This is a genomic window from Anaerovorax odorimutans (genome assembly GCF_024459955.1).
GTDB classification, from domain to species: domain Bacteria; phylum Bacillota; class Clostridia; order Peptostreptococcales; family Anaerovoracaceae; genus Hominibacterium; species Hominibacterium odorimutans_A.
The window spans coordinates 21,422-47,418 of record NZ_JANFXK010000017.1 but is presented as its reverse complement, the minus strand read 5'-3'; the positions used below and the strand labels follow the sequence as shown (position 1 = coordinate 47,418).

The window sequence follows — 25,997 nt, the reverse complement described above, 5'->3', positions numbered from 1 at the left end:
AATCCGGTTCCCATCGGGCTATTGGGCCTGCCCGTCCTCAGTAGGAACAGAACTGTCGCTGGATTCCTCGGTATTATTGCTGCTCTTGCTGTCAGAGCTATTATCATCAACCGCATTTTTCTTGCTGTCATTGGAGGTGCTGTCAGACTTTGGCTGGGAACTTTCCGTGGAACTATCCGACGGGGATCCGCTTTCATCATCCGAGCCGAACAGTCCTTTAAAGAAAGCGGTGATTTTGTCCCACAGGCCTGATTCTTCCGCCGAGTCTTTGATATCGTCCAGGGTGCTGTTGACTACAGCGTCGCTGCCGAGAACAGAATCCTTCGTATCATTGATGATACCGCCGTCGCTGTCACCGCCAAAGAAACCTTTAATGGAATTCCAGATGCCGGCGAAGAAGCCCTCGCCCTTTCCTTCTAAATTATCCAGCGTCTTTTTTAACGCTTTGACATCATAGTCGTATTGAGATATGGTTTTCATCAGGGCAACGATTTTCTCTATCTGCTCATCCGTGAGGGAGACACCCTGCTTATCGGCTGCATCCTTTACAGCATCTTCAATTTTAGAAGCATCTGTCAGATCATCTTCAATGACCTGCTGCTTGACATCGTTCATCAGCGCCGAGGCCTGCTCCTGACCCACGGAATCGGCAATCTCCCCGGTAGTTACCAGTTCTTCCACGGCGGCTTCCTTTTGATCCTCGTTCAATTCCTTACCGCTGGCAGTTTCGTAGGCCATCATAATGCCGGTAAGGGCGCCGGTTCCCGATACGGCGATGGGCGCAGCGGCTACTACGTTGCAGTTTTCGATTCCGGAAGTGGCCAGAGTGCTGGCGATCATGGAGCTGGTGACAAAGGTAAGATTTGCCGTCTTTACCTGAATGCCTCCGCTTTCCGTAGGCTCTATGTAAGAGCAGCTGAAGGTCTTGCGGCCAATCTGCGCATCGGTTGCGATCCCTTCCATATATTTGCGTTCGTCGCTGTTGTTGACTACGATAGTTTCAACTTTTTCCGGTGTGGTACCAAAATACTCATACATATCCGCTTTCTGCTGCTCGGAAATGTTGGCCCCTAAGGTAACTACGTTGGAACTGTCAGCTGAGGCGGTTACCGCAAGGAGCTGAAAAACCACCGTGAAAATTAAAATAAATGCTATTGCTTTTTTAGACCTTTTCATAATAATAGGTGTAAAAAACACCATCCCTCCTTTTATTTGTGTTCTTAATGATTCCTTCGTTATGATAACATATAAGCCTGCATGGACAAAGGAAAATCTGCTTAACAATTTATGAAGATTCTATGATTTTTGGATGGAAGCATTGGCTGGGAGCATAAGTTACGAACGGTCGGGCAAGACGATGTCTGCCGCCTGACCTGGTCTGACCTCTGGCGCTTTTTGCTTCGAAATAGAACCGGAGCAGACAAAAACTGTGGGTTTGCGGGTTTTATAGCTTTATTTTGGGGAAATTTCCACTTGGGATTGACCAACGAGGGCAAGAAACGTTGAAAAAGTATCCGCTTTTACCTCTCTTTTTTGATGAAAGATCCGGAAATGATTTAGCGCATTACAATGCGAAACTGAATAAACGTTTCTTCTCTGACCAAAAGCGGTCCCCATGACTTCCGATGCGGCAGAGAGCACAGCATGGTTGTGGGCTTGCGACCAAATTCCAATCTTGCCGGCAAATCCCGCGACCATTGCCTACAAAGAAGCTTCATGGTCGCAGGTCAGATAAAGGTGCCCCATAATATCCACCATAATCTGATGCGACGTGGCTCCCTTGTTATGATATAATTGCTGATATATAAGATAAAGTCGCCGGGAAGTGCCAGACGAATCGAGGCCGTAATATGAAAAAAGAAATCCTGTTTATAATAATTGCCTGTATAATCGCAATAGGCGCCTGTATGGCCGGAGAGAAATTCAATCAGCATAAGGAAGAGGAACAGGCGAATTTGTGGAAAAACAAAATACATGCTGCCGGTGAGCCGCTGACGATCTGGATTGCGGCTGACTTGCACTACCTTTCTCCTGATCTGGAGAAAGGTAGCGCCTACTTTGCTGAAATGATGAAGGAATCGGACGGAAAGCTGACGGAGTATTCGTCACAGATTACGGATGCCTTTTTAGAAAAAGCGGTCCATCAAAAACCGGATGCGCTGATTTTAGCCGGAGATTTGACTTTTAACGGGGAACTGAAAAGCCTGCAGGAGCTGGCGGGGAAGCTGAAACGTGTACAGGATGCAGGTATACCTGTGCTGGTGATACCGGGGAATCACGATATCGCATATCCCTATGCGGCGGAATATAAGGGTGATGAGGTTACGGAAGCCGAGAATATTTCGCAGAAACAATTTAAAGACATATGCGGAGAATTTGGTTTCAAATATGGGCAGGCATCCGACAGTGCGTCTTTCAGCTATATCTATAGTCTGGCTGAGGATGTCAGCGTCCTGCTGCTGGATGCCAATACGGAAAACCATGCTGGCGTAATTCGCGAAGAAACGTTAAACTGGGCGCAGGAAGCGCTGGAAAGCAAGGAGACTTCCCACGCCCTGACTTTTTCTGTGACACATCAAAATGTGCTGCCGCAAAACCCTTTGCTGTCAGAAGGGTTTGTTTTGAAAAACGACCGGGAAGTACAGTCGCTGCTGAAAACCGGCGGCATAAAAAATAATTTCAGCGGTCATTCGCACATTTTGCATGAAGCGAAGGCTGAAGGGCTGAGGGATCTTGCTGTCAGCAGTCTGACCGTTTCCCCATTGCAGTACGTTGTGGTAAATATTGATGAAAAACGGAATATGACCTATTCCGCAAAAAAGGTAGATATTATGCAGGAGAAAGCGGCAATGCGTTTTAAAGAATGCACGGAAAGACAGATTTTCAGGGAACTGGACCCGCTTTCAATTGAAAAGGAGCGGAAAAGAAAAATGGCAGAGTTCGCGGCGGACGTGAATAAGGCTTATTTTGCCGGAACCGTTGACAATACTGATGCGTATAGGTATGAAGAAGGCTGGAAGCTGTGGCAGAAATATGGGCGGGGGACATATTGGTATACTTATTTGAACAGCATTCTAACCGGAAGCTCATTTGACAAAATATCAAGATCCTGTTAAGCTAAAAAAAGTTTAATCGATTCAAAACTGTATAAGCGATTTGTGCTAACATTTGCAGCAAAAGGTAATGACATTGAAAAAGACAAATGTAGCAACAATCGATATGTGTAACGGCCCCATTGTTCAAAATGTGCTGGTATTTGCTATACCTATTATAATAGGCAATTTTATGCAGATACTGCTCAGCGCTGTGGATATGGCGGTTGTGGGGAAATTTGTGGGAGAGGACGCGCTTGCGGCTGTTGGTGCGAATATCTCCTTAATCTATTTAATATTCAATCTATTCGTAGGGCTGTCAATCGGAGCAAATATTGTAACTGCCCGGTATTGCGGTGCGCAAAGTGAACAGGACGTAGAAGAAACGGTTCACTGTTCCATGGCCATCTGCCTGCTTTCGGGAGTCTTTTTGGCAATATTGGGGATCGCTGCCGCGAGATTTTTTCTGGAACTGCTAGATACTCCGGAAAACATTATGGATGCTGCGGTTACCTATCTAAGAGTATGTGCTCTGGGTTTTCCATTTACTTTAATTTTCAATTTTACACGAGCGATTGTCAACGCAGAGGGAGATACGAAATTTCCTCTTTATTGCCTGATCCTTGCAGGCACGGCGAATGTAATCCTCAATTTAATCTTTGTCTTAATTTTTCATCTTGACGTTTTTGGCGTTGCTTTGGCAACCGTTTTTTCAAACGGATTGTCGGCGGTGCTGATGACTGTCCGCTTATGCCGCGGAACCACTGCTGTAAAGCTGCGAATTCGGAGAATACGGCTTGTGAAAAGCAAAGCGACAGACATAATAAGGATTGGTCTGCCGGCAGGGCTGCAGGGGATCGCGTTTTCCATATCAAACGTAATCGTGCAGGATGCGGTGAATTCCTTCGGGTCAATTGTGATAGCGGGGAACACGGCAGTTATCAATATTGAAGGCTTTTTATACCAGGCCATGTACGGTTTTTACCAGGCTTCGGGTACGTTTATAAGCCAGAACTGCGGCGCGCGGAAATACGGCCGAATCAAAAAAGTCCTGCGTGTCTGCCTGCTGTGGGCATTTGCAGCAGGGTTTGGGCTTTCTATAATTTCAATTGTTTTCAGAGAGGGAATTCTAGGAATCTATTCGGGTCAGGAGGCGGTAGTCGCTGCAGGGGCCATAAGAATTCTGGCAGTTTTTCCGCTATATTTTTTATGCGGTCTGAATGATGTGTTATCGGGCGCGATGCGGGGAATGGGCTATTCCACCGTTCCGCTGGTTATTTCCCTAATGGGAGCCTGCGTACTGAGAATTGTATGGATACTTACTGTTTTCAAGGCGCATCATACTCTTGTAATTCTATATGTGTCCTACCCTGTAACATGGGGTCTGACGTTTATGGCGCATTTTATCGCATTCCATATTTGCTATAAGAATCTGCATAAAAAGAAGGTATCAAAAAATTTATTTTTTCATGAATAGAAAGGAAGTAAAGAAAATGAGCAAAAAAATTTTAGTTCTGACAGGTGGTGCCAGACACGGCGGGAACAGCCAGCTGATGGCGGATGCTTTTGTGGAAGGGGCGGAAAAAGCCGGGCATGAGGTTGTTCGGTATGACGCAGGCTTTAAAAACATAAAAGGCTGCGTCTTTTGTGAGACTTGTTATACCCTGAGTGAGGATAAAGCATGTACCCATGACGATGTGTTTAACGAATTGGCGCCTTATTATGAGTGGGCCGATTCCCTTGTAATCGTCACCCCTTTGTATTGGTATACGTATACGGCTCAAATTAAGGCGGCACTGGATAAATATTACGCTCTGATGGTAGCCAAAAGGCCCCAGCCGATCAAAGAAGTTTATCTGATTACATGCGGCGCGGGAAAGGATGACTTCAAATACGACGCGATTATTAATACTCACGAATTGATTGCAAGAGATCGAAACTGGAAGAATGCGGGGTGCTATCACGTAAAGGGTGTATTCCATAAAGGCGATATAGGAGAAAAGCACCTGGAGGAGCTTAAAAAAATTGGGGAAGCCTTTTAACCTCTACGCAGACAGCTAAATAAAATCCGGCAGTAATAGAAGCCTCTGAGCAGCATAACCGTTTGCTTAGGGGCTTTTTCATGTTTCAGGATTCAAAATGCCTAAAAAAGCCTAATGGACTGAAAACAACCCTAAAACCATAAAAACAAGGAAAAAACATAAATTTAAAAACCAAGCCGGATAAATAAAAAAATATTTATATCGGCTTGATTTCAACGTCTTACAGTATTTTCAAACTGTTTTGAAAATATTTTTTGGGAATTGGCACAGCAGTTGCTCAAATAGAAGGTGTAAAAGCTTTCAAAAAAGTTTTCATCATTAAAACAACTTTTATACAAGGAGTGATGCGGAAAATGCAATTAAAAGAATTGACAAATGCGGAGCGATTCGCAAGCGCTTTAAAACGGAACGGCGTTGAATTTATCTTTGGGCAAAGCAACCCGACTAAGATCATGCTTGCCGCCATGGAGCTGGGAATCAGGCAAATTGGATTCAGACAGGAAAATACCGGGACATACATGGCTCAGGCTTATGCGATGGCATCGGGAAAGATCCCCTGTGTGGCGGCGCAGAACGGTCCGGCGGCTACCCTTTTAGTTCCCGGGCTTTGCGAGGATTATAAAGCCGGGCATCCGGTAGTGGCTATCGTGCAGGAAGTTCCCCTTCATGACGCGGAAAAAAATGCCTTCCAGGAATTGGATCATGAAAAATTGTTTGAGGGATCCGCCAAGTGGATAAAGAAAATTTATTCGGCAGACCGTATTGAAGACTATGTAGATATGGCGTTTACGGCGGCAGCATCAGGAAAGCCGGGACCCGCGGTGCTCCTCTGCCCTCAGGATATCTTCAATGACAAGACGACCAGACCGGTGCCTGGAACAAGAAAGGCATCATTAGGCCATTATCCGCTGGACAGAATACTTCCGGGTCAGGATATGGTTAAAAAAGCGGCGGAATTACTGCTCAATGCGGAAAACCCTCTGGTCTACGCGGGCGGCGGAATTTTTTCTTCGAGGGCTGTGGATGAAATCAGAGAGCTGCAGTCAGCATTTTCTCTTCCGGTGGCCACCACCACAATGGGCAAAGGCGCTGTTGACGAAACAAATCCTCTTTCCGTAGGGGTAATCGGATACTACATGGGGCACAGGAGCGCAACGAAATTCATGAAACCGTTGGTCCAAAAGTCAGATGTCATTTTGCTGGTGGGAAACAGAACCAATCAGAACGGCACGGATGCATGGACACTTCTTCCTGAGGACGCTACCTACATTCATATCGACATCGATCCTATGGAAATTGGCAGAAATTACGAAGCCATAAGACTGTTAGGCGATGCAAAACTTACGCTGCGGGCGCTGATAGATGAGATGAAGGAGGGCGACTGCACAAAGAGACTGGAGAAAAAGGACGAGGTCGCAGCTGAGATCGCAGAGGGAAGGGACAAACATCAGAAAGAAATTAGGGATGTGATGAATTCAACGATCTCACCGATCAGGATTGAGCGATTCATGGCCGAGCTTGAAAAGCAGGTGGCTGATAACTGCATGGTCGTGGCGGACGCAAGCTTCTCCTCCATTTGGAACGCAAATTATATTACAGCCAAGGCGGACAGAGAATTTTATTTTCCAAGGGGCCTTGCGGGATTAGGCTGGGGCTTTCCAATGGCCATGGGGTGCAAGCTGGCAAGCCCGGAAAAGCCGGTATTCAGCTTATCAGGCGACGGGGGCTTCGCGCATACCTGGAGCGAACTTGAAACCTGCAAACGTGAAGGGATCAACGTAATCGCAGCTGTTATCAACAACAAAATTCTGGGCTATCAATACTATGCGGAAAAATTCAAATTCGGAGAAGTTACCAACGCAGTTTGGATTGATACGGTTGACTATGCGAAAATCGCGGAATCGTGCGGACTGTTGGGGCTGACCATCAAGACAGTCGAAGATATCGGGCCGGTGCTTGAAGAGGCTTTTGAAGCAGTGAAAACACAGACTGTTGTAATTGACATCAAGACAGAAACCTTCTGTCAGCCGCCTCTGCCTATGATCGATACTTTGAAACTGGCGGAGCTGGTTTAATAGCGATTAATACGTAACGTATTAACAATAAAAAAGAAAGGAAATAAAATTATGAGCAAAATGTTAGATGTAACAAATCCTTATACAGGAGAACTGGTTGAATCGATTAAACTTGACACCGTTGAAGAACTGAAAGAAAAGGTTGCCAAAGCCAAAGCCGCGCAGCCGGCATGGGAGAAAACACCCATCGTACAGAGAGCCAAGCTGATTATGGCTATGATCGATAAAATTGAAGAAAAGAACGAAGAGATTGGACAGATCTGCGCAACAGAAATGGCTAAGCCCATCAACTCGGCAAAGGGAGAATGCTTTGACGGCGGCGAAATCGGCAGAGGAAACGTAGAAAGAGCCAAGCACTTGTACGGAGACGTATTTACAGGTACCACGGCCGGAAGAGAATACGATCTCGGTTTCTCAAGAAGAGAGGCGTTGGGCGTCGTAGCTGCCATTATTCCATTCAATTATCCAATTGAAATGTTTTTCCAGAAAACAACGCCTGCGCTGGCGATGGGCAATACGGTAATCGTAAAGGCACCGTCCTCCAACCCATTAACCGTAAGAATGCTGGTAGACTGCGCCCATGAGGTTGGAATCCCTGAAGACGTCATTCAGTTTACAGCCTGTGAGAGAGCCGTGTCAACGCAAGGGCTTCTTACACACCCGGACGTGGCGGCGATCGCCCTCACCGGAAGTACGGAAACAGGCGTAGAAATGATTAAGCTGGCCGCTGACTCCATGAAAAAAACCTTTATGGAATTAGGCGGAAACGACGCGCTTATCATCTGCGATGACGCTGATATGGATACGGCTGTGCAGGAGGCGCTGGAAGGAAGACTCTATAATAACGGACAGATCTGCTGCGCAACGAAGAGATATTTGGTTCCAAAGAGCATGCATGATGAATTTGTCGCAAAATTAAAGGAAAAGGTACTGGCAATTCCCCGCGGAAGTCAGTTTGACCCTGACGCCAAGGCCATCTGCCTGGTTACGGAAAAGGCTGCTGTAAAAGTAGAAGCACAGATTAACCATACTGTTGACCAGGGTGGAACAATCGTATGCGGCGGCAAACGGGAAGGCGCGTTTATTGAACCTACCATCATTGATAATGTTCCAAAAGACGCGGACGTCGCAAAAGACATGGAAATTTTTGCCCAGGTATGGCCAATCATCACCTATGAAACGGAAGAAGAAGCCATTGAAATCGCAAATCAGTCAAGCTATGGCCTCAGCGGCGGCGTGCTGGCCGGCGATACCGTAAGAGCATTCAGAATAGCGGATCAGATGGAATCCTCGGCAGTGATCGTAAACGGATGCAGCTGTTACAGAATGAACGAGCAGCCTTTCGGCGGATGCAAAGCCAGCGGACTTGGAAATGAAGGTGTCGGCTATTCGCCCGAGGAATACAGCAGACTCAAGACCTTTATACTAAAAGGCGCATTTGTAAAATAGCAGAGTCCTGCTTTTGGAGGTGATCCCATGGCCCATGCCAGCAAAGAGTATTTAAGAAGCTTAATCCCCAAAGGATTACCTGCCGGAAAAGAGCTTTTAGAAGAAGGCAGAAAAATCGCGCCTTTCATTGAAGCAGGAAGGAGCGGACTTGTCAGAGAAAGCAACTGCGGCAACTATCTGGAATTATTTAAAAAGCAAGCGGCACAGGAGAACATTTTCTGGGTTTCCCAGATCGGACTGCCGACAGCAGAAGAAACGGCAGCGGGGATTAAAGAGCTGCGTGACTGGGCTGAAAAACTGAGCCTGAATTACAACTATACGCTTGCTATTCCCAGCACCTTGCAGGCAGTGCCAAAAGAGGCGCGGAAATATGATATGAAAAGCACCAGCTATGTGCACGAGACCCTGGAAGACTTTATGAGTCTTGGAAACATCAAAGGCATGGAGGTCATGCAGGGAGATCAGGTGTTAGGCGTACCCAACTCCTGGGAAACGGGAATCAGCGCTTTGAAGGCAGGAAGCTATCAGGTGGGCTGTATTTCACAACTGATGTGGAATTACCCGGACTGCGGCGAGCATGAAAAGTATGTCACAGAAATGCTGAAGGTCATGGGGGTTTTGTCTGCTAAATGGGAGGAAGGTTTTGGCGTAAGCGGGTACATGGACGACGGATTCCCCAGCTACTGCAAGGATGCCGTCGCCTATGTCGCCTGGGCGCTGTTTGAACAGTATGTGGCAACACAGCTATGCGGTGTGCGGTATACCGTGGGATACGGCGGCCTGCTCAGCGATATCCGCGTTAAGTCCGCGCTATTGAAAGCGCTGTATGATTCGCTGTACAGAGAAGACCAGCCGCCGGTCCTCTTCCTGCATGCCAATACTACCAGATATTGGGACCACGATATTGAAGCCAATTATGGCATGCTGGCTCAGGAAATTCTCATGTCTGTACTGGCGGAAAGAAGGTACCGTACCGGTGCGATGATCCTGCCGGTTCCTATAACGGAAAAGGTTCATGTTCCAACGGTAGAGGCAATTAAGAACGTTCTCGGCATGGCTTCCAGACTGGAAGAAAACATTGAACAGTGGGAAGATGTGGTCGATTTTGCAAGGATTGATGAAATCGCAGAGACTTTAAAGGAGCGGGGTGCCAAGATGTTTCATAACCTTTTGGACGGTCTGGATTCGGTTGGTTTCGATATTGAAGATCCGCTGCATATGCTGATGTTTATTAAAAAATTTGATGCCAGTCTGTTTGAAGAGACTTTCCACCCTGATATTTCGGAAAAGGGAAAAGCGGACATCCAATTTTATACCGATATGGGCCTGCTGACAAAGAAGATGGTGGACGAAACGAAAAAGGAGGTGAAAGAAGCCAATCTTGAACATGTACTGAAGGGTAAAAGAATCCTGCTGGCGTCGACGGACACCCATATATACGGCGTGCATTATATGAAAGCTGTTTTGGAATATGCCGGGGCGGAAGTCGTGGAGGCCGGCGCCGATTCGTCTGTGGAGTATATCTTTGATACGGCAGATGAAGAGGGTATCCGATACATCGGTATCAGCACTCATAACGGACAGGCTCTGGGAATTGCCGGCCAAGTGCTTGCCGAGACGCAAAAACGGAGCGGCGGATACATTCCATTTTTAGGCGGTGTGCTGAACACTATACTGCCGGGACATTCCGAGCCTTCGGACGTGAAGGATATGATTAATCAAAAAGGCGTCTTCGCCGACAACGATTTGATGGAAACAATAAAGTTAATTCGGGATCATTAGTTGTTTTGAGCTATCGAAATGAATAAGAGGAAGGAGTAGCGTTTATGGAAATTTTAATGGCAGTATTTTGGGGTGGTTCGGTAATCGTATGCGGATTAGTGGCATTACATCAGTATAATAAAGAATATCCGCCGAAGAAGGATAAGTAAAAACAGAGAAAGGAGATCGTCAACATGAATGTATATCTTATTGGTGTATTGACCAGTTTTGTCGTATATTTAATCGTTGCATTTGTTGTAAACAAATTTGTAAAAGGCGCAGATGACTATTTCGTAGCAGGAAGAAACGCGCCTACAGGACTCATCGTTGGCTCAATGGTCGCATCACTTTTAAGTACAGGCGTATTTTTAGGAGATTCGGGAGAGGCATACAACGGCATATGGATCGCAGTGGCGGGCTGCGCGGCAATCAGTGCGGGCGGTTACATAGTGGGAGCCATGTTTTTCAGCCGGTTTTTAAGAAGAGCCGATGTCTATACCGTTCCCTCTTTCTTTGAAAAACGTTTCTGCTCTCACGCAGTTGGGATTATGACGGTTATCGCAGTAGTAGTGGCAATGGCGGTATACCTCTTGTCCGTTACACAGGGCGGCGCGACGCTGATGTCAAACGTAACCGGGCTCGATTACAATATTTGTGTCTTATTAGCCGTACTGCTGTTTACCATCATGGTTATTTCAGCCGGTTCAAAAGGCGTGCTGATTACAGACACAATCATGTTCGGATTATTTACTACAATTGGTGTGATTTCCGTAATCATCGTATCGGTTAAAGGCGGCGGCTGGTGGAATATCATCGAGGACATCGCAGCCAATCCGGAAACAAGCTATCTGCTGTCATGGTCGGGCAAACTGGGCTATCTGTATGACACGGGACTTGAAAATGTTATCTGGTTCCTATCCTACGGCGTTTGCTGGGCAGGGGTGGCTTTCTGCGGACCGTGGCAGTGCTCGCGCAACATCATGGCAAAGAGCGAACATACTGTCATCAGATCGGCCGTATGGGTTGTGATCGGATGTTTCGGCGTTAACTATCTTGTAGAGCTGGGCGCAGTATTTATGCACGCTTTTGATATCGGTGATACGGAAGCGACACAGGTGTGGCTCTGGGCTGCCGGAAACGTGCTGCCTACCGTAATCGGTGTTGTACTGGTGACTGGCATTATCGCTGCGGCTATTTCGTCCGCCACCACGTTCCTGTCACTGATCGGAGCATCCATCTCCAATGATATCTTCAGGATTAAAGACAGCAAGAAGAACGTACTGGTTTCCAGAATTTCCATGCTGGTCATCGCAGCCATTGTACTGGTGGTCGCTATAACTAATCCGCCGAATATTTGGTGGATTATGCAGATCGGCGCCACAGTGGTAATTTGCGCGATGCTCCCGGTTGCGATCGCAAGTGTCTGGAGCAAGAAAATTACCAAGGCAGGCGCCTTTGCCGGCATGTGCGCCGGATTTACGGTAAGCTTTCTGATGAAGGTTATCACAACTTCGCAGGGCATTACAGTACCGATTTATTTGGATGTGTACTTTGTAGGCACCCTTGCCAATCTCCTGGCTATGATGATCGCCAATCGTCTGACCAAGGTGACTCCGGAAGAAAAGGCGCAGAGAGAAGCTCTGTTTATTGTCCCTGAGTCAGAAAAAGATCCCGTTGAAATTGAGAAGACGAGAAAAGCTCTCAAATCAAGCATTTGGATTGGCGTTGGCATATTCGCCTTCTGTCTGGTGACGTGGATCATTCCATACTATATGGGACTGAACGCGTAAGTACAGTGATATCAGCGATTGTAAGTGACATAGACTCTTTGTGGATGCACCGGGGATTTCCCTGTGTGCATCTGCATGTTATTGGAAAAGAGGTCAAATTGAAAGGGAGGCTGCGATGCGCAAAAACACAGAAATGTTTCATGAAGCAAGTAAGCGAATGACAGGTGGCGGCAGTGCCGGCGGAAGAATACATAAAGCTTTGGGAGCGCCGTTTTATATTGACCATGCCGATGGGAGCCATGTGTTTCATGTTGACGGCGGGGATTTTATCGATTACCACTGTGGGGCAGGGGCCTTGCTCTTTGGGTGGAATCATCCAGGGATTCGGGAAGCCGTCATGAAATGCATGGACAAGGGCTTTTATATGAATTTTGATTCCCAATATACGCTTGAGTTTGCCGAACTGTTTACAAAGCTTGTACCGACCGTTGAAAAAATAAGGTTGACCAATTCCGGTACGGAAGCTACTTTAGCAGCCATCCGGGCAGCAAGGGCCTATACGAAGAAAAATCTGATCATTAAGATGGACGGACACTTTCATGGGATGCACGAAATGATTTGGTTTAACGGCGGCTGCGGCACGAATTTGGATGAATTTGGTGAAACGAGGACGGTAACTCCCGCTGCTGCCGGTTTTCCGCAGGATTCGGAGAAGAATGTCAGGCTGATCGAATTCAATAACATCAATGCGGTCAGGCATGTATTCGAAAAGTACAGAGGCGATATAGCCGCAATAATCCTGGAACCTGTTAATTATGACTGCGGCTGCGTTCCTTCGACTGCGGAATACATGAAACAGGTCAGGGAGCTTTGCACGAAAGAAGGAATCCTGCTGATCTTTGACGAGGTGATATCCGGATTAAGGTTCAGGCCTGGCAGCGCGCAGGGGTTCTATGGCGTAAAACCGGATTTATCTACCTTCGCCAAAGCTATCGCCAATGGGTTTTCTTTGGCACTGGTGGGAGGAAAGGCCGAAATAATGGATATGTTCAACCCTGCGGGCCCTGTTGTGTGCAGCGGGACAAGCTCAGGCAATCTGATGTCTGTCATGGCTGGGATCGCGTGTATAAAAATGGCCCTGGAACCCGGGTTTTACGATAAAATTGAAGAAATTGAAAAAAATCTTTGCGGCGAAATCGATCATTTATTCCGTAAGCATGGTATTCCGGGCCATATACGAAGCCAGGGCGCGCAATTTGCTTTTTATTTTGGGTATGACGATCCCCGGCTTGATTATACGCTTTCCGAAACAGTCAAATACTACAGCCCCAAGCAGTACCGGAATTTTACCAGAGCGTGTTTAGCCGAAAACCTTTACATGTTTGATGGCGGCGGCAAGCCGTTTCCACAGCATAACGGGTTCACGACCGCTCATACGGAGGATGATATTGCTCTGACCATCACTAAGATTGACAAGATATTCTCCAGGCTGGCACAGCGCTGACGAGACGCGCGCAATTTTCGAAGCGCCGTTTATTTTATGTTCAGTCCATGCTGCCTGATTAGATGATATCCTTTATCCGTAAGAAGGGCGCCTTGTTTTGTTTTTCCTACCGTGATGCATCCCATCGCTTCTAATTTCTTTAATCTGTTTTTTATCTTTGATTCCGTAAGCTGCATTTTCTTTGCGCCCGGCGTTTTACATATGGAGTTCCGCCCTGCCGTAACTCCCTGGTTTTGTAGATCGAAAATCGCTTCCAAAACTACAATGAGATCAGGACTTATATAATCAGCAGTGCTTTGATCGGCTGGCTCCGGGGAAAGATTGTTTTCTGGTTTTAATTCCCTGCGGAAGGATTCGGCTGTTGCGCAGCTGTCCGCGCATAAGTTGTTTTCAATATAAACATTGAGCATATCCAGCGCTTCTTCTCTGTCTGAGAGTGACGAAAGCATGTTGATATATTCGGCAACTGTTCGCAGTTCCCTCGCATTGCCGGGCCAGTCGTAGTGGATGAGAGTATTTCTTATATTGGGCAGGTTGGCTAAGGCATGCGCCTGTTCCCCTACCAGCAGATGGGATATGGTTTCCATAATATCCTCGGGACGCTCTCTGAGGGGCTGCAGCCTTAAATGGAGCACCTTAATTCTGTAGTAGAGGTCTTCTCTGAAAGATCCCTCGCTGATGGCAGCTTTTAAATTTTTATTGGTGGCGCAGATGATCCGCACATCGACGGGTATCACATCGGTACCGCCTACCCGGACTACTTCTTTTTCCTCCAGAACGCGCAGCAGCTTGGCTTGCACGGGAAGGGACGCGTCGCCGATTTCATCGAGAAAGATCGTGCCCTGGTGGGCCAATTCGAACATTCCGGCCTTGCCGCTTTTGGATGCGCCGGTAAAGGCCCCTTCCATATATCCGAACAGCTCACTTTCCGCTAATGTTTCGGGAAGTGCCGCAAAATTGATAGCTACAAAATTAGATTCCCGGCGGGAAGAAATATTGTGAATTGCCTGTGCGAACAATTCCTTTCCTGTTCCTGACTCCCCAGTTATCAGGACAGGAAACTCCGTTTTTGCGTATACGTTGGCAAGCTTTTTGTTTTGCTTTATTAAGGTACTTGAACCAAGGATATCGTCAAAGGTGTATTTCGCGGTAAATCCGGTCGCCCTGAGCTTTTTGCGGACCATACCTTCTCTTTTTTTTAAGGTGGACAGAGGCAGCAGGGTGAAGGCCTTATTTTGGCTTTTGTCCACATCCATTTCAAAAGAAGAAAGCAGAAGCTTTTGGTTTTCAATGGTGATCAGAGCGTCGGTAAGGGGGATATCGGCGGATATGCAGGAAAGAAGTTCAGGCAGGCTGCTGAAAACTTCCTTATAATCAGCACCGATGATGTCCTGCGAATTTTTTATTTCAAAATATTTTTTTGCGGTTTCGTTAAATAATACAATTTCATTATTTTCGTTTATTACGAATGTGATGTTGTTGTTGATATCGCATATTTTCTCAAAGTTGTTTTTCAGGGTGTTGGCCTGTTCGAGAGTGTTATGTATCTGATAGCAGGATGCGGTAAACAGCTGGATACTGTTGTTGTAGTAAGCTTTTGTATATTCCGAAGGAAGATCGAAGGCCCGTATGATATCAATAATAGTGTATAAAGATATTTTCCTGAGGCCAATATCAATATAAGGGCAATCCAGTTTTGGACAATCTTCAAACACTCCCGTATATATGACGGCGTTTATGTGAGAGGTATCAATGTTATTGCCGGGAGCATAGGCGGTCATATTTATATGATTGATCCCCAGTTCAATGAAAGAATTGATTGTTTCATTGGCAGCGTCCATATGCTGATTCACAACCAGTACATTGGAACGGTCAGGAAGAGAAACGACCTTTTCCAAAGCCTGACCCGAGAGATCTCTTTTTTGAAGGATCAGCGTCGTATCAGGAAAACGTTCTTTAACAATACTGACCGTCCGGTGAGATACGATGGCGGCGGTCGGCTCGAAGTCGAGATCAAAGAGCTTTGATGGACGTATGGATATGATATCTAAAACATCCTCAAAATAGGTCCGGATCGCATCTGTTAAAAATTCGAGAATCGTTGGATCGCTGATGCATATTAATAATTTTCTGTTTTCTCGTTCATAACCTTCCATCGTAAAATCTCCATTCCGTGTAATTTGCTTTTAATTATATAACAACGATTCGTCATAATCAACGAATTTGGCAAAAAAGAGACTATAACATCCCAAAAAAGACTATATTTGTCGAAGCAACGGTCAGACAGAATCACGGGAATACACGCTGAATTTCACAACCGTGTATTTTTCAACGTGTCTGGCAATATTAAAATTTTCGAAATTATTTTAAAACATAGAGTGAATTGGTATAGCGTTTGCGTTAAATATACTATATCAATCGGGAATGCACAGCATAACGCAAGGAGGACTTTTATGGCAAGAGCTAGCAAAGAGTATATAAAAAACTTAATCCCCCCGGGACTGCCGGACGGCAGAGAGATCCTCGAGCACGGCAGAAAAATAGGACCGACTATAAAGGCCGGCCGGAGCCGTCTGGTCCGGGACAGTGAATTTGACAATTATCTGGAATATTTCAGGGACCATAAGGAGCGAAAGGAAATCGCATGGTTTTCCAATGTCGGACTGGCGACAATAGAGGAAGAGGTCGAAGGCATAAAAGAGCTTCAGAAATGGTGCAAAAAGCTGAACATCAAGTATCACTCCACACTGGCCATACCCAGCACGTTGAGCGCGATACCGAAAGAATTGAGACAATACGACTCAAAAAATACCAGCTATGTATTGGAAAATCCGGAAGACTTTATGGCGCTGGGAGATATTGAAGGGATGGAGGTCATACAGTCCGATCAGGTACTTGCCGTGCCCAACGCCTGGTTTAACGGAATTAACGCCTTAAAAGCGGGTTCCTATCAAGTGGGCTGTTTTTCCCAATTATTGTGGAACTATCCCGGATGTGAAGACCATGTAAAATATGTTGCCGATATGCTGAGAGTCATGGGCGTTCTTTCATCAAAGCGCAGTGAAGGCTTTGGGGTAAGCGGTTACTTGGATGATACATACCCCAGCTACTGCAAGGATGCCATTGCCTGGGTGGGATACGCCTTATTTGAACAGTATATAGCCGATGATTTGTGCGATGTCATTTACCAGGTGAACTACGGAGGACTTATCAGCGATATTCGTATAAGGGCCGCCCTGCTGAAAGCCCTTTATGATTCGCTTTGGCGTGAAAAGCAGCCTCTGCCCGTAGCCAAAATCCAAGCCAATACAACGAGATTCTGGGATCACGATATTGAAGCAAACTACGGAATGCTGTCCCAGGAAATGCTGATGGCGATCCTTGCGGAGCGCAGATATAACACTGGTGCCGTTATTTTGCCGGTCCCCATTACAGAAAAAGTCCACGTGCCTACCATAGAGGCCATTAAAGGGATGCTGGGCGTATGTTCCAGACTGGAAGAAAACATTGAACAGTGGGAAGATGTCATAGACTTTTCCTATATTGATGAAATGGCGGAAGTTTTAAAAACGGAGGGCATAAAGTTCTTTCGCAATATGCTCGACATACTGGATGATTCCGGGCTCGACATCGAAGACCCCATGCAGATGCTCATGTTCGTTAAAAACTTTAATGCCGGTTTATTTGAGGAGACCTTCCACCCGTCGATGAAGGAGAAGGGGAAAGTAGAGGTTCATTATTATACCGATATGGGCAGACTGACCCAGAACATGATAGATGAAGGAAATAAGACAGTGGGCAGCGCCCGCTTGGAAGGAAAGCTAAAAGGAAAGACGATTTTAATCGCCTCTACCGACGCCCATGTTTACGGCCTTCAATACGTAAGAAATATATTGGAAACGGCAGGAGCTAAGGTCGTCGATGCAGGAGTGGACGCCTCCGTGCAATACATATTTGACACGGCAGACGAAGAAGGAATCCGCTATATCGGAGTCAGCACCCATAACGGGCAGGCGCTGGGCATCGCGGATCAGCTTCTCCATGAGATGCAGAAGAGGGACAGCGACAGGAACTATCTGATTTTCATGGGCGGCAGGCTGAATACGATACTGCCGGGACATTCAGAACCGTCCGATGTAACCGAGATGATTAACCGTAAAGGGATTTTAGCGGAAAATAACCTGGTGAAAACAATCCGTACAATTAGTGAAAGCTAGAAAATTTTGAAAGGATCGCTTATGAAATTAAAATTAGGCATTGATACGGGCGGTTCCTATACAGATGCCGTTTTAGTAGATTGCGATACAGGAGAAGTCGTAAGCAAAGCAAAAGCCCGTACGACTAAGGAAAATTTAACGATTGGCATTGAAGAGGCCATCGACAAACTGGGCATTAACAATACGGCCGGCATCGTTCTTGTATGTTTGTCCACCACACTGGCTACCAATGCGATTGTGGAGGGCAAAGGTGCCAAAGTGGGACTGATAACCATTGATGAGCCGAAAGAATACAACTATCCGGTATCGTGTAAATCAAACATTAAAGGGAAGATCGATGTCAAAGGGTGCGAGGTCTTTCCTTTGAACGTGAGTGAAGCGGCTGCGGCTCTTGAAACTATGAAAGATGAAATAGACACTCTGGTGATTTCAGGATACGCGAGTGTTCGAAATCCGGCCTACGAGCTAAAGACCAAAGAGCTTTCCAATGGTATCTTAGGTGTTCCGGTCATATGCGCCCATGAGCTGACTAATGTGCTTGGGTATTATGAAAGAACCATAACAGCCGTTTTAAACGCAAAGCTGATCCCGGTAATAAAAGAACTGATTTTGGCCACAAAAGAGGTGCTGTCGGTAAAGGGAATCAAAGCTACTCTGGTAATCATAAAAGGTGACGGAAACTGTATGGCAGGTTCATTTGCGGAAGAAAGACCGATAGAAACCGTGCTGTCGGGACCGGCGGCAAGTGCCCTTGGAGGAATTCTGCTCTCGGGGAAGCAGGATTTGATTGTCGCGGATATGGGAGGAACGACATTGGATATCGTACCGATACGAAACGGAAACATTCCCCTGGATGAATGCGGCGCTACCGTAGGGGGATGGAGGACAAGAGTAAAAGCCATGCATACCAGATCCTTCGGTTTGGGCGGCGACAGCTATATGCGCATGAACAATTTAGGCGCAATTGATTTCGGCCCCCAGAGAGTAGTCCCTCTCTGTGCGGCGGCTGAAAAGTACAAAAATTTGATTTGGGAGATAGAGAGTTTACATTTACCGGAGGATTATCATATCATCGGACGGCAGGAGGCCGATTGCGTTGCTTTATTTAAGCGTCACAACATTGACCGTAAAGTTTTGACCGCAGAGGAAAATCAGATTATAGAGCTTTTAACAGATGGGGCGCATTCCATGCTCTATTTGGCGGGTCAGCTGAGTAAGGATGTGGACGGCATTGACATTGCGAGACTGCTGCAAATGGAAATCATATATTTAATTTCTGCTACTCCCACGGACTTGCTTCATGCGACCGGAGAATACGTGCAGTATGACAGAAAAATTTCACAGCTGGCAATGGAGAGGCTTGCGGCCAGGAAAAAGATGGCCGTTGATGAATTTGAAGCGTATGCGGAAAATGCCTTTACCGATCGGATCTGCGTTTCACTTATAGAAAGCCTGCTGATCGAAAAGGGAATCACAGAAGAAAAGCTATCGGAGGAATTAATCAGAACCGTATTCAGTGATGATGATGAAAGGTGCAGGCTGATTGATTTTGACTGCCGCTTCCATGCTCCCATCGTAGGGATCGGTGCTCCGGCAAAGACATGGCTCACAAAAGCCGGCAGGAAATTAAAGTGCGAAGTAATCGTTCCGCAAAACAGTGAGGTGGCCAATGCGATTGGAACGGTATCGGGAAACATAAGGGAAACCTTGGAAGCACTGATAAGGTTTGACTGCCACACCAAAAAATATATCGCCCATTTGCCCAACCGGCGAGTGACATTTGACAGCCTGGATGAGGCTATCGGATTTGTTGAACGGGAGCTGATTCTCTATGGCAAAGCTTTCGCGGATAAAATGGGCGTGAAAAAATATAGCTCCGATCTTTCGAAAGAGCAAATTGTTTCTGAAGGTTATTGTAATTCGGAAAGCAACTTTGTGGAGCTGAGACTAAAGATGGCTATTTCAGCAAATGCAAAATATATTTGTCATTAGTACAAGGGAGGAAAACGATGACTTACAAAACAGACAAATCAAAAGAACTATTTCAGCAAGCGCAGAGATGCTTAGTTGGAGGGATTTCAAGCTCCTTTCACAAAGCACCCTGGAACGACTATCCCATCTACATGGATCACGGCGAGGGAGCAAGAGTGTTTGATGTTGACGGAAATTCCTATATCGACTATCTCAATGCCTTCGGACCGAACATTTTAGGATATGTACATCCCGCACTGACAGAAGCAGTGGAAAAACAGTTAAAAAAAGCTACTTTAATGGCTGCGCCCAATGCGGACCTGGTTAAACTGGCCAACAAACTGGTAGACATCATTCCCTGTGCCGATAAAGTGAGCGCGTTTATGTCCTCAGGTTCGGAGGCCAATATGCATGCGATACGGGTCGCAAGAGCATATACAGGCAAAAAGAAAATCGTAAAAATTGAAGGCTGTTATCATGGCTCCATGGATGAGGAAAAGGTGAGCTGTGACGCGGAAAAGCTGGAAGCCCTTGGGTCCAGGGAGCACCCGAACAAGATAAAACACATAAAAGGGCAGAAGGACCCGGATGACATTATCATTGCGATGTTCAATGATTTGGATAATATTGAGCATATTTTCAAGACCCAGGGAGATGACATCGCCTGTATGATTCTTGAAACGATCATGGCGAACGCGGATCCCATTTATCCAAAGCCCGGGTTTTTGGAAGGTTTGAGAAAACTCTGCGATGAATACAAAGTCGTTCTTATATTCGATGAAGTTATCACAGGATTCCGGCTAGGCCTGCAGGGAGCACAGGGCTGCTTTGGCGTTACGCCTGATCTGGCAACCTTTGGAAAAGCCATTGGCGGCGGCTATCCCATTTCTTGCGTTGTCGGCAGGGAAGAAGTGGTAACGGCCGCCACAGTGGCATCAGGAACCTTTGCCGCAAACGCCTTATGTGTCGCGGCGGCGCTGGCTACCATAGAAACCTGCCAGCAGCCGGACTTCTATGAGAACCTGGAAAGAATGTCAAAAAAGATGATAGACGGAATAGAAGAAATCTGTGCCAAGCACGGCGTAAAGGTAAACACAAAAGCCATCGGCGGCATGTGGACCATGATTTTGGGTACGGATGAAGAGCTTACTGATTACAGAGATCATTATTCAAAGGTAGACAGTAAGCTTTATACCCGACTGGTACAGGGATGCATGGAAAGGGGAATCCGCCTGAATCCATGGAGAGGCCGCAATTATATGTGCGCTCAGAGTACGGATGATGACATTGACTATACTTTACGGGTGATTGACGAAGTCATGGCGGCAGCGGTTGTGGAAAAATAGGAGGACAGAAATGAAAAAAGTATTAGTCGTGGGCTATGGAACAATCGGACAGAGGCTGGCGGACGGGGTGGCGCAGCAGGATGACATGGAGCTGGTGGGAGTTGTAGACGCAGCAGTAAGCCTTGGAATAAGAGCGCTAAAGGAAAAAGGAATGCCCTATCAATTATATGCGGCAAACGAAGAGGCGAGAAAAGCCTTTGCGGAAATCGGCGTGCCCGCAGCAGGACTGATGGAGGATGCGCTGGAAAAGGCCGATATTGTGCTGGATGCCACATCAGCAGGAATAGGAGCCCAAAACAAAAAAATCTACCAAGAGAAAGGACTAAAGGCAGTTTTCCAGGGAGGAGAGAAGAATGACGTTGCGGATGTGTTCTTCCATGGTTATGCCAATTACGAAAAGGGAGTAGGGGCGGACTTTCTGAAACTGACAAGCTGCAACACTACGGGACTGATTCGGGCCGTAGACTGTTTAAACAGGAAATGCGGAATTGAAAAGGTTGCCATAACGATCGTGCGGCGAGTAGCGGATCCGGGAGATTATCACAGAGGCTTGACAAATGCCCTGCAGGTCGATCAGGCGCCCAGCCATCAGGCGGTGGATTTGATGACAATTATGCCTGAAATCGAGGCTACCGGGATATTGGTCCATGCGCCCGTGACCCATGGACATTTTATTACAGTAGTAGCAACGCCGAAGAAAGATATTACGGTGGAGGAAGCCATAGAAGCTTTTAGGGAGCATGACAGAATCCGAATGGTTCGCCTTGAGGACGGATTCAAAGGCAATGCTTCTATCTTTAAATATGCCAGAGACCTGGGAAGACCAAGAGGCGACTTGTACGAAATCTGCATATGGGAAAACACCATCGTAAAGTCGGGCCGGGATTTGATGTTCGGCATCCATATACCGCAGGAAAGCGTAACGATTCCGGAAACGATCGATGCGGTACGGGCTGCCCTGCACATGGATAAAAATGGAGAAGAGGCTGTTGCCAGGACAAATAAAAACCTGGGATTGGGGGCATGGAAGGAACAGCGATGAAAGGAATAGACGAATACAATTATAAAAACAAAACGGTACTTTTAAGAATAGACATTAACTTACCGCTTGATCCGTTGACAAAGAAAATTGTCAGCGAAAGCAGAATCAAAAAGAGTATACCGACGATCAAGGCGCTCCTTGAAAAGGGCGCGAAACTGGTAATGATTGCCCATCAGGGAGATACTCTGGATTACGATAACCTGATTCCGCTGAAAGAACACGCTGAGAAAATAAATGCCTGTCTTGAAAAGCCGATCACCTATATTGATGACCCATGCGGACCTGCTGCGCAGGCAGCAATTGCGGAATTAAGAGCAGGCGAGGGAATCCTGCTGGGAAATCTCCGCTATCTGACAGAAGAGGTGTCGACCTTTGAAAATGCTATAAAGCTGAAACCGGAGGAAATGGAACATACATACCTTGTAAGATCACTGCTGCCTCTTTGTGACTATTATGTCAACGACGCTTTCGCGGCAGCCCACAGGAATGCTCCCTCGATGGTGGCATTCCAGCGGCTGCTGCCGACAGCCGCCGGGCCGCTCATGGAAAAGGAAATTACGGCTCTGGACAGAATCATGGAGCATCCAAAGGCGCCGTGTGTGTTTCTGTTGGGAGGAGCGAAAATATCCGACGCCTTTGGAATGATGCGGCAGGTATTGCAGACGAAAAGGGCGGATTTGATTTTGACAAGCGGCATCACAGGGGAGATTATGCTGATGGCCAAAGGCTATAGCCTCGGAGAAAAGAAAGAAACGTTTATTAAGGACCGGGGATTGGATGTTTTCCTTGATGCCGCAAAAGAGTATTTAGAGCAATATCCTGAAAAAATCAGAGTTCCTGTGGATCTGGCCTATGAAAAAAACGGAAAAAGGCACAGCCTTCCTGTTGAAAAACTTCCGCAGCCTGAGATGTTCATGGACCTTGGGGATGAAAGCATAAAGCTTTATGAGAAAGAAATCGCCAGGGCCAATACGATATTTGTAAACGGGCCTGCCGGAGTATATGAAAAGCTTCCTTTTGAAGAGGGAACAAGGCGAATATGGAAAGCCATCGCCTCAGCAAAAGGGTATTCGGTCATAGGAGGCGGGGATACCGTAAGCGCAGCCCAGAAGTACATAGCCCTGCAGGACGTAGATTATGTATGCACGGCAGGAGGCGCTATGGTAAGGTATCTTTCCGGGAGAGAGCTGCCCCTGATAAAAGCCATGAAATCTGCCAGAGCCGAATGATAAAACGGCGGAATTTCAAAGGAACGGAGGAGTATTGATGAAAATAGAAGTGGGTTTCGGTGAGGGGATACAGGCGGCAGAAGTACCTGAAAAAGCAATCATAAAGATCCTGAAAGCGAACCCCGTAAAAAATGGTCCAAAGGGAGAGGCAGCGGTAAAAAAATCCCTTGCGGAACCTATAGGCGCGCCGCGGCTCAGGGAAGTGGTAAAGCCGGGGGAAAAGATCGCAATCATAACAAGCGATATAACCAGACCGCTTCCTACCTGGGAAATAATGCCCGCGCTGCTGGACGAACTCTATGGCGCAGGAATAAGGAAAGAAGATATCACATTGGTATTTGCACTGGGAAGTCATCGGCCCCATTCAGAAAAAGAAAAAAGACATCTTGCGGGAGAACGGGCATATTGCGAAATACGATGTGTAGACAGCGACCCGGAGGATTTTGTCCATATGGGCATAACCGAAGCGGGGACCCCTGTTGACATAACGAGGATAGTAGCCGAAGCGGACAGAAGGATCTGTCTGGGAAACATAGAATATCACTACTTCGCGGGATATTCGGGAGGGGCCAAGGCGATCATGCCGGGAGTATCCACCCCTGCGGCAATACAGGCCAATCACTCCATGATGATACAGGAAAAAGCGTGCGCGGGAAATCTGGAAGACAATCCCATTAGAAAGGATCTTGAAGAGGCTGCGGCAATGTGCAGGGTGGATTACATAATCAATGTGATTCTGGATGAGCATAAAAATATCGTCTATTCAGTGGCCGGAGATTTTATCCGGGCACACCGAAAAGGCTGCCGATTTCTGGACAGCCTTTATCAGGTAAAGATACCCAAAAGAGCGGATATTGTAATCGCGTCTCAGGGAGGAGCGCCAAAGGATCTGAACCTTTATCAAACGCAAAAGGCGCTGGACAACGCAAAACACGCAGTCAGGGAAGGCGGAACGATCATCCTCACAGGTTCGTGCAGAGAAGGTCTTGGACAGGAAACCTTCAGTCAATGGATGACAGAGGCAAAGCGGCCTGAGGATTTAATAACGCGGATAAAAAAGCAGTTCAGGCTGGGAGGCCATAAAGCCGCGGCAATCGCCATGGTGCTTAAAAAAGCGCAGATATCTCTGGTGTCGGACATGGAAGGCGAGTTTGTAAAAACAATTTTTATGGAACCGTATAAAGATCTTCAGTCCGCCTTTGACGCAGCTGTCAAAAGACACGGGAAAAACGCAGAGGTAATCGTAATGCCCTACGGAGGCTCAACGCTGCCAAAGGTAGAGAAATAACAAGAGCAGGCATCCACACAGTAAAACTGTGAAGATAGCAAAAGCAGAAAGGCGGAGAAAAAAGATATGGACTATGCAAAAGAATCGTTAAAGATGCATGAAAAGTGGAAAGGAAAGCTGGAGGTAGCGGCAACCGTACCTGTGGAGACAAAGGAGGACCTGTCTCTGGCCTATACGCCCGGAGTGGCCAGGCCCTGTCTGGAAATACAAAAATGTCCGGAAAAAAGTTATGAGCTCACGAGAAGATGGAACCTGTGCGCAGTAGTAACCGATGGTTCGGCAGTTTTAGGACTGGGGGATATCGGGCCGGAAGCAGGTATGCCGGTTATGGAAGGAAAATGCGTGCTTTTCAAATCGTTTGCTGATGTGGATGCGTTTCCGCTGTGCATAAAATCAAAGGATGTGGATACGATTGTAGAAACGATCTATATGATCTCCGGTTCCTTCGGGGGAATAAATCTGGAGGACATATCAGCTCCCCGGTGCTTTGAAATCGAGAGCAAGCTGAAAGAAAAATGCGATATCCCTATTTTTCATGACGATCAGCACGGTACGGCAGTAATTACCTTAGCGGGACTTACCAATGCGCTGAAGATAGTGGGAAAGGAAAAAGAAAAAATAAAAATCGTCACATCGGGGGCGGGGGCCGCGGCCATTTCCATAACAAGGCTTTTGCTGTCGGCAGGCTATCAGGATATTATTATGACAGACAGGAAGGGGGCTATTTACAAAGGCAGAAAAGAAGGCATGAGCTGGATCAAGGAAGAGATGGCCCGGGTCACCAACCTGGAAAAAAGGACCGGAACCCTTGCGGAAGTAATAAAAGGGGCAGATGTATTCATAGGAGTATCGGCGCCGGGACTTGTAACAGAGGAAATGGTTAGGTCCATGAATCAGGATGCCATAATTTTCGCATGTGCAAATCCTACGCCGGAGATCTTTCCGGAGGATGCGAGAAAAGCCGGAGCAGCGGTAATTGCAACGGGACGATCGGATTTCCCCAATCAGATCAATAATGTATTGGCATTCCCGGGAATATTCAGAGGAACGTTCGATGCCCGCGCAAAAGAGATAAACGAAGAAATGAAGATGGCGGCAGCCCGGGCACTGGCAAATCTGATCCCTGAGGATGAATTGAGCCCGGACTACATAATCCCAAAGGCTTTTGATCCGAGGGTGGGCCCTGCGGTGGCGGCAGCAGTGGCAAAGGCGGCCAGAGATTCGGGGGTAGTCGCAGAATAAATCAAAGTC

The 25,997-nt window shown here is 46.8% G+C and carries 17 protein-coding genes; 15 read left to right on the top strand and 2 right to left on the bottom strand.

Annotated features, from left to right (window positions below):
* Nucleotides 1–18 precede the first annotated feature (18 nt).
* The gene (locus NE619_RS13970; protein WP_256133050.1) at nucleotides 19–1,200 is read right to left on the bottom strand and encodes a DUF1002 domain-containing protein; all 1,182 of its coding nucleotides are present in this window, start codon (nucleotides 1,198–1,200) and stop codon (nucleotides 19–21) included.
* 650 nt (nucleotides 1,201–1,850) lie between these two features.
* Between NE619_RS13970 and NE619_RS13965 the strand changes: the two genes are divergently transcribed.
* From NE619_RS13965 to NE619_RS13930, 8 genes are all read left to right on the top strand, one after another.
* Nucleotides 1,851–3,116, top strand: a complete 1,266-nt coding sequence (locus tag NE619_RS13965) for a metallophosphoesterase (protein ID WP_256133049.1) — start codon at nucleotides 1,851–1,853, stop codon at nucleotides 3,114–3,116.
* 67 nt (nucleotides 3,117–3,183) lie between these two features.
* Nucleotides 3,184–4,569: an MATE family efflux transporter gene (locus NE619_RS13960; protein WP_330640776.1), complete on the top strand. Its 1,386-nt coding sequence runs from the start codon at nucleotides 3,184–3,186 to the stop codon at nucleotides 4,567–4,569.
* A gap of 16 nt (nucleotides 4,570–4,585) precedes the next feature.
* The gene (locus NE619_RS13955; RefSeq protein WP_256133048.1) at nucleotides 4,586–5,134 is read left to right on the top strand and encodes a flavodoxin family protein; all 549 of its coding nucleotides are present in this window, start codon (nucleotides 4,586–4,588) and stop codon (nucleotides 5,132–5,134) included.
* Between the two features lie 353 nt (nucleotides 5,135–5,487).
* Complete coding sequence (locus NE619_RS13950) at nucleotides 5,488–7,209, top strand: acetolactate synthase catalytic subunit (RefSeq protein ID WP_256133047.1); 1,722 nt, start codon at nucleotides 5,488–5,490, stop codon at nucleotides 7,207–7,209.
* Between the two features lie 51 nt (nucleotides 7,210–7,260).
* The gene (locus tag NE619_RS13945; RefSeq protein WP_256133046.1) at nucleotides 7,261–8,658 is read left to right on the top strand and encodes an aldehyde dehydrogenase family protein; all 1,398 of its coding nucleotides are present in this window, start codon (nucleotides 7,261–7,263) and stop codon (nucleotides 8,656–8,658) included.
* Between the two features lie 27 nt (nucleotides 8,659–8,685).
* A complete protein-coding gene (locus NE619_RS13940; RefSeq protein WP_256133045.1) occupies nucleotides 8,686–10,440 on the top strand; it encodes a cobalamin B12-binding domain-containing protein in 1,755 nt (584 codons plus the stop codon).
* A gap of 173 nt (nucleotides 10,441–10,613) precedes the next feature.
* Entirely contained in the window at nucleotides 10,614–12,209 is a 1,596-nt protein-coding gene (locus NE619_RS13935; RefSeq protein WP_256133044.1) for a sodium:solute symporter family protein, read from the top strand.
* Between the two features lie 115 nt (nucleotides 12,210–12,324).
* Complete coding sequence (locus NE619_RS13930; RefSeq protein WP_256133043.1) at nucleotides 12,325–13,653, top strand: aspartate aminotransferase family protein; 1,329 nt, start codon at nucleotides 12,325–12,327, stop codon at nucleotides 13,651–13,653.
* Between the two features lie 29 nt (nucleotides 13,654–13,682).
* On the opposite strand, the gene NE619_RS13925 is transcribed toward NE619_RS13930, so the two are convergent.
* Nucleotides 13,683–15,809: a sigma 54-interacting transcriptional regulator gene (locus tag NE619_RS13925; RefSeq protein ID WP_256133042.1), complete on the bottom strand. Its 2,127-nt coding sequence runs from the start codon at nucleotides 15,807–15,809 to the stop codon at nucleotides 13,683–13,685.
* Between the two features lie 297 nt (nucleotides 15,810–16,106).
* Between NE619_RS13925 and NE619_RS13920 the strand changes: the two genes are divergently transcribed.
* From NE619_RS13920 to NE619_RS13890, 7 genes are all read left to right on the top strand, one after another.
* On the top strand, nucleotides 16,107–17,870 hold the full coding sequence (locus NE619_RS13920; RefSeq protein ID WP_256133041.1) for a cobalamin B12-binding domain-containing protein: 1,764 nt from the start codon (nucleotides 16,107–16,109) through the stop codon (nucleotides 17,868–17,870).
* 21 nt (nucleotides 17,871–17,891) lie between these two features.
* Nucleotides 17,892–19,862 carry a hydantoinase/oxoprolinase family protein gene (locus NE619_RS13915; protein ID WP_256133040.1) on the top strand — a complete coding sequence of 657 codons (1,971 nt, stop codon included), beginning with the start codon at nucleotides 17,892–17,894 and terminating at the stop codon, nucleotides 19,860–19,862.
* Nucleotides 19,863–19,879: 17 nt separating this feature from the next.
* The gene (locus NE619_RS13910) at nucleotides 19,880–21,187 is read left to right on the top strand and encodes an aspartate aminotransferase family protein (RefSeq protein ID WP_256133039.1); all 1,308 of its coding nucleotides are present in this window, start codon (nucleotides 19,880–19,882) and stop codon (nucleotides 21,185–21,187) included.
* A 10-nt stretch (nucleotides 21,188–21,197) separates the two neighbouring features.
* The gene (locus tag NE619_RS13905) at nucleotides 21,198–22,229 is read left to right on the top strand and encodes a type II glyceraldehyde-3-phosphate dehydrogenase (RefSeq protein WP_256133038.1); all 1,032 of its coding nucleotides are present in this window, start codon (nucleotides 21,198–21,200) and stop codon (nucleotides 22,227–22,229) included.
* Nucleotides 22,226–23,458, top strand: a complete 1,233-nt coding sequence (locus NE619_RS13900; RefSeq protein WP_256133037.1) for a phosphoglycerate kinase — start codon at nucleotides 22,226–22,228, stop codon at nucleotides 23,456–23,458. Before NE619_RS13905 ends, NE619_RS13900 begins: the two co-directional genes overlap by 4 nt.
* Nucleotides 23,459–23,495: 37 nt before the next feature.
* Nucleotides 23,496–24,746 (top strand): nickel-dependent lactate racemase, encoded by a 1,251-nt coding sequence (gene larA / locus NE619_RS13895; protein ID WP_256133036.1) that lies wholly within the window; start codon nucleotides 23,496–23,498, stop codon nucleotides 24,744–24,746.
* A 66-nt stretch (nucleotides 24,747–24,812) separates the two neighbouring features.
* Complete coding sequence (locus tag NE619_RS13890) at nucleotides 24,813–25,988, top strand: NAD(P)-dependent malic enzyme (RefSeq protein WP_256133035.1); 1,176 nt, start codon at nucleotides 24,813–24,815, stop codon at nucleotides 25,986–25,988.
* Nucleotides 25,989–25,997: the final 9 nt, after the last annotated feature.